The 5,453-nt window shown below is 63.2% G+C and carries 7 protein-coding genes; 5 read left to right on the plus strand and 2 right to left on the minus strand.

Features of this window, described 5'->3' with window-relative positions; translation table 11 throughout:
* Together LCF60_RS23190 and LCF60_RS23195 are read left to right on the plus strand one after the other, a co-directional pair.
* Positions 1-475, plus strand: a 475-nt coding sequence (locus LCF60_RS23190) for a molybdopterin cofactor-binding domain-containing protein (RefSeq protein WP_292294904.1), incomplete at its 5' end; no start/stop codon positions are given.
* An 8-nt stretch (positions 476-483) separates the two neighbouring features.
* The gene (locus LCF60_RS23195) at positions 484-1,110 is read left to right on the plus strand and encodes a hypothetical protein (RefSeq protein ID WP_292294905.1); all 627 of its coding nucleotides are present in this window, start codon (positions 484-486) and stop codon (positions 1,108-1,110) included.
* A 199-nt stretch (positions 1,111-1,309) separates the two neighbouring features.
* On the opposite strand, the gene LCF60_RS23200 is transcribed toward LCF60_RS23195, so the two are convergent.
* Complete coding sequence (locus tag LCF60_RS23200; protein WP_292294906.1) at positions 1,310-2,194, minus strand: LysR family transcriptional regulator; 885 nt, start codon at positions 2,192-2,194, stop codon at positions 1,310-1,312.
* A gap of 127 nt (positions 2,195-2,321) precedes the next feature.
* Between LCF60_RS23200 and LCF60_RS23205 the strand changes: the two genes are divergently transcribed.
* The 3 genes from LCF60_RS23205 (at position 2,322) to LCF60_RS23215 (ending at position 3,919) form a co-directional block, all read left to right on the plus strand.
* On the plus strand, positions 2,322-2,801 hold the full coding sequence (locus LCF60_RS23205; RefSeq protein WP_292294907.1) for an ester cyclase: 480 nt from the start codon (positions 2,322-2,324) through the stop codon (positions 2,799-2,801).
* A 25-nt stretch (positions 2,802-2,826) separates the two neighbouring features.
* Entirely contained in the window at positions 2,827-3,321 is a 495-nt protein-coding gene (locus LCF60_RS23210) for a nuclear transport factor 2 family protein (protein WP_292294908.1), read from the plus strand.
* 79 nt (positions 3,322-3,400) lie between these two features.
* The gene (locus tag LCF60_RS23215) at positions 3,401-3,919 is read left to right on the plus strand and encodes a luciferase family protein (protein ID WP_292294909.1); all 519 of its coding nucleotides are present in this window, start codon (positions 3,401-3,403) and stop codon (positions 3,917-3,919) included.
* Positions 3,920-4,145: 226 nt separating this feature from the next.
* On the opposite strand, the gene LCF60_RS23220 is transcribed toward LCF60_RS23215, so the two are convergent.
* A partial coding sequence (locus tag LCF60_RS23220; protein WP_292294910.1) for an IS1182 family transposase occupies positions 4,146-5,453 on the minus strand: 1,308 nt, incomplete at its 5' end.

Here is a 5,453-nt window from a genome sequence, read left to right on the forward strand (position 1 = left end):
AGAGATGTCGAACTGGTCTGGTTCCGACATCGGGCCGGGGCGCGGACGCGGCATCGCCTTCGCCCATACCCATGGCGTGCCCGTTGCCGAGGTCATCGACGTGACCATGACCGAGCGCGGTCTGCGTATCGACGAGATCTGGATTACCGCCGATTGCGGCACCGTCTTCGACCCCGTCAACGCCGAGACGCAACTGACCGGGGCGGCGATCTTCGGTCTCGGCCATGCGATGAACTGCGAATTGACCTATGAGGGCCACGCAGTGCAGCAGACTAATTTCCACGCATTCGAGGGGATGCGGCTGCACCAGACACCGCGGTTCCATACGCAGCTTCTTGGCCGCGCTGAACGGGTGCGCGGCCTTGGCGAACCCGCGACAGCCCCTGCTGCCCCCGCGCTGGCCGACGCGATCTTCGCCGCCACGGGCCAGCGCCCGCGCGAGATGCCGTTCAGCAGATCGGTGGATTTCGCATGAGGCCCGCGATGCGTCTTCCCCTGATCGTCGCGGCCAGTCTCGCGCTTGGAACCCATGCCCTTGCCGAAGGCGAGCATGGTTTGGACCTCTCGGCGCTGCCGGACGTCGGCACGGTCGCGCCTGAGGACGGGTTGGCCGCCTGGGACAGCATACATATGGTTCTGACCCACCCGCGCTGCGTCAATTGCCATGTGGGCGCTGACAACTTGCCGCTCTGGGGGACGGTGCAGGCGCCCGACCGCATCCACGGCATGGCGATCAACGCCGGCGAAAGCCGGATCGGGACAGAAACCATATCTTGCAACGCCTGCCACCAGACCTCGACTCGAGAAAACACCGTGCCGCACGCGGCGCCGCAGACCGGCATGGACTGGCGGCTTGCCCCGGTGGAGTTCCAATGGACCGACCGCAGCAGCGCCGAGATCTGCGCCCAGATGCGCGACCCGGATCGGAACGGCGGCCGCGACGAGGCCGGGCTGATCGAGCACATCCTGCACGATGCCGAGGTGATCGGCTTCATCACTTGGAGCTTCGAGCCCGGCGCGGGCCGCGAGCCGGCCCCCGGCAGCCTGCAAGCGCATCTGGAGGACATGGCGGTCTGGACCGCCGCCGGGATGCCCTGCCCGGCGGGGTGAGCCGCACAATCCGATCAGTTTCCTTCCCTGCGAAAACACTGTCGCTTGGGCCCCGGAGCCGACCTCCACCCGGATGGTCAACGCTGCGGTGCGGCTCCTCCGAACTGGACATCCGCGACCTCGCGCAGCATCCGCTGGGAGGCCAAGGTCAGCAGTGCTGACAGAACTGCCGCTCGTGCTACCAGCGCCAAAGCCTGCCTTAGGGCTGGGTTTGGGCCAGAGCATCTAATGCCAGATGGATGAGGCCATGTCTCGGCGCGTTGCTTGGCCAGACCGCGAAAACGGTGATCGCCTGTAATCCCCAGTCCGGAAGCACATGACTGATCGCCCCGCGCCCCTCGTCCTCCTGCGCCAGGAAATCCGGAACAATGGCAATCCCTGCACCCGCGCGCGCCAGGCGATAGAGTGCCTGCGCATCATTGGCAAAGACGCGCGCTTCGGGCTTGATCGTCGTGTGGGTGCCATCTGATTTTCTGAAGCTCACGGGAACGTGCCGGGCCGGTGTCAGAGCCAGCCAGTCCCAGCCGGCCAGGTCACCGGGATGATCCGGCGCCGGTCTTGTCGCGAGGTAGTCGACCGATGCGATCAGTCTGCGCTTGACCATAAACAGCTTTCGCGACGTCGCGGATGTCTTTGGCTCGGAGGCCATCCTGATCGCGATATCAAAGCCGTCATCGATCAGCGCGCGTCGGATGTCGGAAAAATCCAGCGACAGCCGGATGCGCGGGTAGGTCTTGGAAAACGCCGCGATCCGTTCGATGAAATGGGATTGTGACAGGACGGATGGCACGGTCAGGCGCAGCTCTCCGCTCGGCACGTTTGCGGAGACGGACAGGGCGGCCAGTTCCCCTTCGACGGCCTCCAGCATCTTGTGCGTGGCCGCGAGCAACCTCTGACCCTCCGGCGTCAAGGTGAGCTTGCGCGTGGATCGGTAGATCAGGGCCACGCCAAGGCTTTCTTCGAGCTCGGAGACATGGTGGCTGACCACGGAGGGCGACAGCCGCAGCGCCCGCGCAGCCCCACGGAATGACCCATGGTCGATCGTCTTGGCAAAGATCGCCATCTGGCGCAGTCGGTCGATCATAGTGTCAGTTTTCCGAACAGTTAAATTTATCCATCCTATCTTATGCTGGGATCGGGGTTTGTCCATCTTGGTCCCGGAGGACCCGCAACCGCGCGCCACCGTCAACGACCAATCAGGAGACACATCCATGAACACGTTCCGAACAACTCTTGCAGCAGCCGCGCTTGGGCTGACAGCCATCGCGACCAGCGCAGCCGCCGACGACATGGCGACCGTGCAAACCTTCTACGATCTGCTCAGCAACCCCGGTTCGGAAACGCACGTCGCGGCATTCCTTGGCGCAACGTCCGAGACCTGGGAAAGCGTGGGTGACTATTCTGGCGAGAACGAGGGCCGCGACGGGTTCGTCGGCCAGATGGGGTTCTTCAGCCAGCTCATCCCGGAACTCGACTGGTCCGTGCAGGCGATGCATCAGGACGGCGATTTCGTGACCGTGCGCAGCCGTGCGACGGGAACGCCGACAGGCCCGTTCTTCGGTGTAGATGGCGAAGGGCGCGGCTTCGACATCCTGACCATCGACATTCACGAGTTGGACAACGGCGTAATTGTCCGCACCTATCACGTCGAAGACTGGGCCAGCGCTTTGCAGCAGCTGTCCGGCCGGTGATCTCACCCCCGACAGGAGTATCAACATGCACAGACGACAGCTTCTTGCCGCATCGGCAGCCGCCGCAACGGGGATCGCCCTTGCAGTGCCGGCGACCGCGCAGACCACCAACGACGAATCTCAAGCCTCGCTCGATACGGTCATGGCCTTCATGGGAGCCATGGGTGGCGGTGACATGGACAGCATGGGCGCGCTCATGGCGGACTACATGGTCTGGCAGAACGAAGGCGACCCTGACCTGCCATGGATCGGCACATGGGAGGGCAAGGAGGCGATCTTCGGCTTCCTCGGCACGTTCTCGCAGAATGTTCAGGTGGCCCACTGGGAAAACCAGGATGCTTTTGCCTCCGGTGACACCGTGGCCGTTTTCGGTCGGATGAAATTGCGGCTGACGGCTTCTGGCGCGGAAACCGACGAGTTCACCTTTGCCCTGCGCGCCAAGGTGCGCGACGGACAGGTCGTGCTGTGGAACTGGTTCGAGGACACCTACGCCGTGAGCCAGGCCTTTCACACGACTTGAGCCCGCCAAGCAAAGCTGCTGTCGGGACCAAAAGGATATCGAGATGCCAAGACTTCCAAATCTTGTTTTGACCTCGGCCGTGGCTTCTCTGCTTGCACTGTCAGCACCCGCGTCCGCTCAGACCGTGACTTTCCCGATGCGGGATGGCGCGCGCCCGGATACGACGACCGGCGTGCCCCACGTGCAGATCGGCGTGTTGCCGGTTCCCGAGCTGTCGGAAGAAATGCTGCGTCAAGTCGCTGAATTTCCCGGGGTCGTTCTTGGGGCGACCCGCGTATCGCTCCCCGGTGCGGTCGGGTTTCAGCTGACGCGCGACGTCCCGATCGCACAACCGCAGGCCATCGTCGGCGGGCGCGAGTTTGCGCATCTTCACCCAGATGGCAGCCTTCATGCCGCGCTGCACCCCGAAACAGCCCTTGCCGCTATAGACGCCGGCTGGGCCGTGGCACACCCTTGGGCCGATCAACGCCCGGGCTGGGAGGGGTTCGTTATGATCTACACACCGCTCGACGAGGCCGAATTAGATGTAGTGCTTCGACTGGTGCGCAGTTCCTACACCTTTGTCAGCGGGCAGTCTCTGCCGGAAAAACAAAGATAGCAGCCATCCGAGGCCAACGCCGCATCGGTCGATACGGCTGGAAACCGCCTTGCAGCGGTGCAGCGCCAAGCCCGTGTTCGAGGTGGTCTGAATGTCGGCTTCCAACGTCACGGCTTGGATGGCTCGCTGCTGCGGCGAAGGTCGGCTGTCCGCCGATTCCGTGGAAAAACTAACGTTTGCGAGCGCAGAAATAGCTGTTCCAAATCCGGCACGCGCGCCTTTCCTATCAGGCTTTGCGCGTTTGCTGCGGTGCAGGAAAGATCTTGGCCAGTTTGCGGAGGTTCTGGGCGGTTGCGGCAAGGAGGAATTCGTCATTTGCGCCGCATGGTCCACGTAATCGGAGCCGCCCCAAGCCAAGGATGCGTTTGAGGTGCGCGAAGAGCATCTCGACCTTCTTTCGGAGCTTCATCGAGATGTCGTATTGTTTGGTCTTGGCGAGGTCGCGTGCAACTTGCCGGGCGTCTTCGTGCTCCTCGCGGGTGATGGATCTGGCATCTGCGTTCGGGCAGCATTTCTGTTTCGACGGGCAGGCCTGACAGGTCAGTTTCAAGGCACGGTATTTGGCCCGCCCCTCACTGGTCGGCCCCCGGTTTGGATCGGAATAGTTCCGACGGAACTGCTTCAGTGTCTGGCCCTCGGGGCAGACGTATTGGTCGTTCTCGGCGTCCCACTCGAAGTCCGCCCGGCTCCAGGTGCCATCGCTGCGGCCAGACTTGTCGAAGACCGGAATGTGCGGGGCGATCTTGCGGTCGACCAGCCAGCCCAGCATCGGCCCGGTGCCGTAGGCGGTGTCCGCAATCAGCCGTTCGGGATGCAGGTCGAACCTGGCCTTCACCCGGTCCAGCATGGTCTTGGTCGAGCCGACCTCGGCCTGCCGGATCGACCTCGTGGCTTCCACATCGACAATCACGCCATGATCCGTGTCGATCAGGTAGTTGTTCGAATAGCTGAAGAATGCCGGACCCTTGCGTGCTGCGGTCCACTGGCTGGCCGGGTCGGAATGCGAGGTGAACTTGGGCTGGACCTCGCTGGCCGCACCGAATGCCGCCTCGTCCAGTGTGTCGAGATACTCGCGCACGGCGCGAGGGGCATCCGCCGGGTCGATGCTCGCTGCGTCCCAGTCGTCCTTCGGCGTCGAGTTCTGCTTGTTGGCATCCGCTTCGATCAGGCTGGCATCGATGGCCATGCGCTGACCGCTGACCAGACCTTCCGCGATGCAACGCGCGACGGTCGTCTCAAACAGGTGGCGCAGCAATTCGCTGTCGCGGAACCGACCGTGGCGGTTCTTTGAAAACGTCGAATGATCCGGGACCCGGTCACTCAGATCAAGGCGGCAGAACCAGCGATACGCGAGGTTCAGATGCACCTCTTCACACAGCCGGCGCTCGGACCGGATGCCGAAGCAATACCCGACCAGCAGCATCCTGATCAGCAGCTCGGGATCGACCGACGGGCGGCCTGTGTGGCTGTAGAAACCGGCAAGATGGGTGCGGATGCTGCACAGATCGACAAACCGGTCGATGGACCGAAGCAG

The organism is Marivita sp., assembly GCF_020055635.1.
Classification (GTDB): domain Bacteria; phylum Pseudomonadota; class Alphaproteobacteria; order Rhodobacterales; family Rhodobacteraceae; genus Marivita.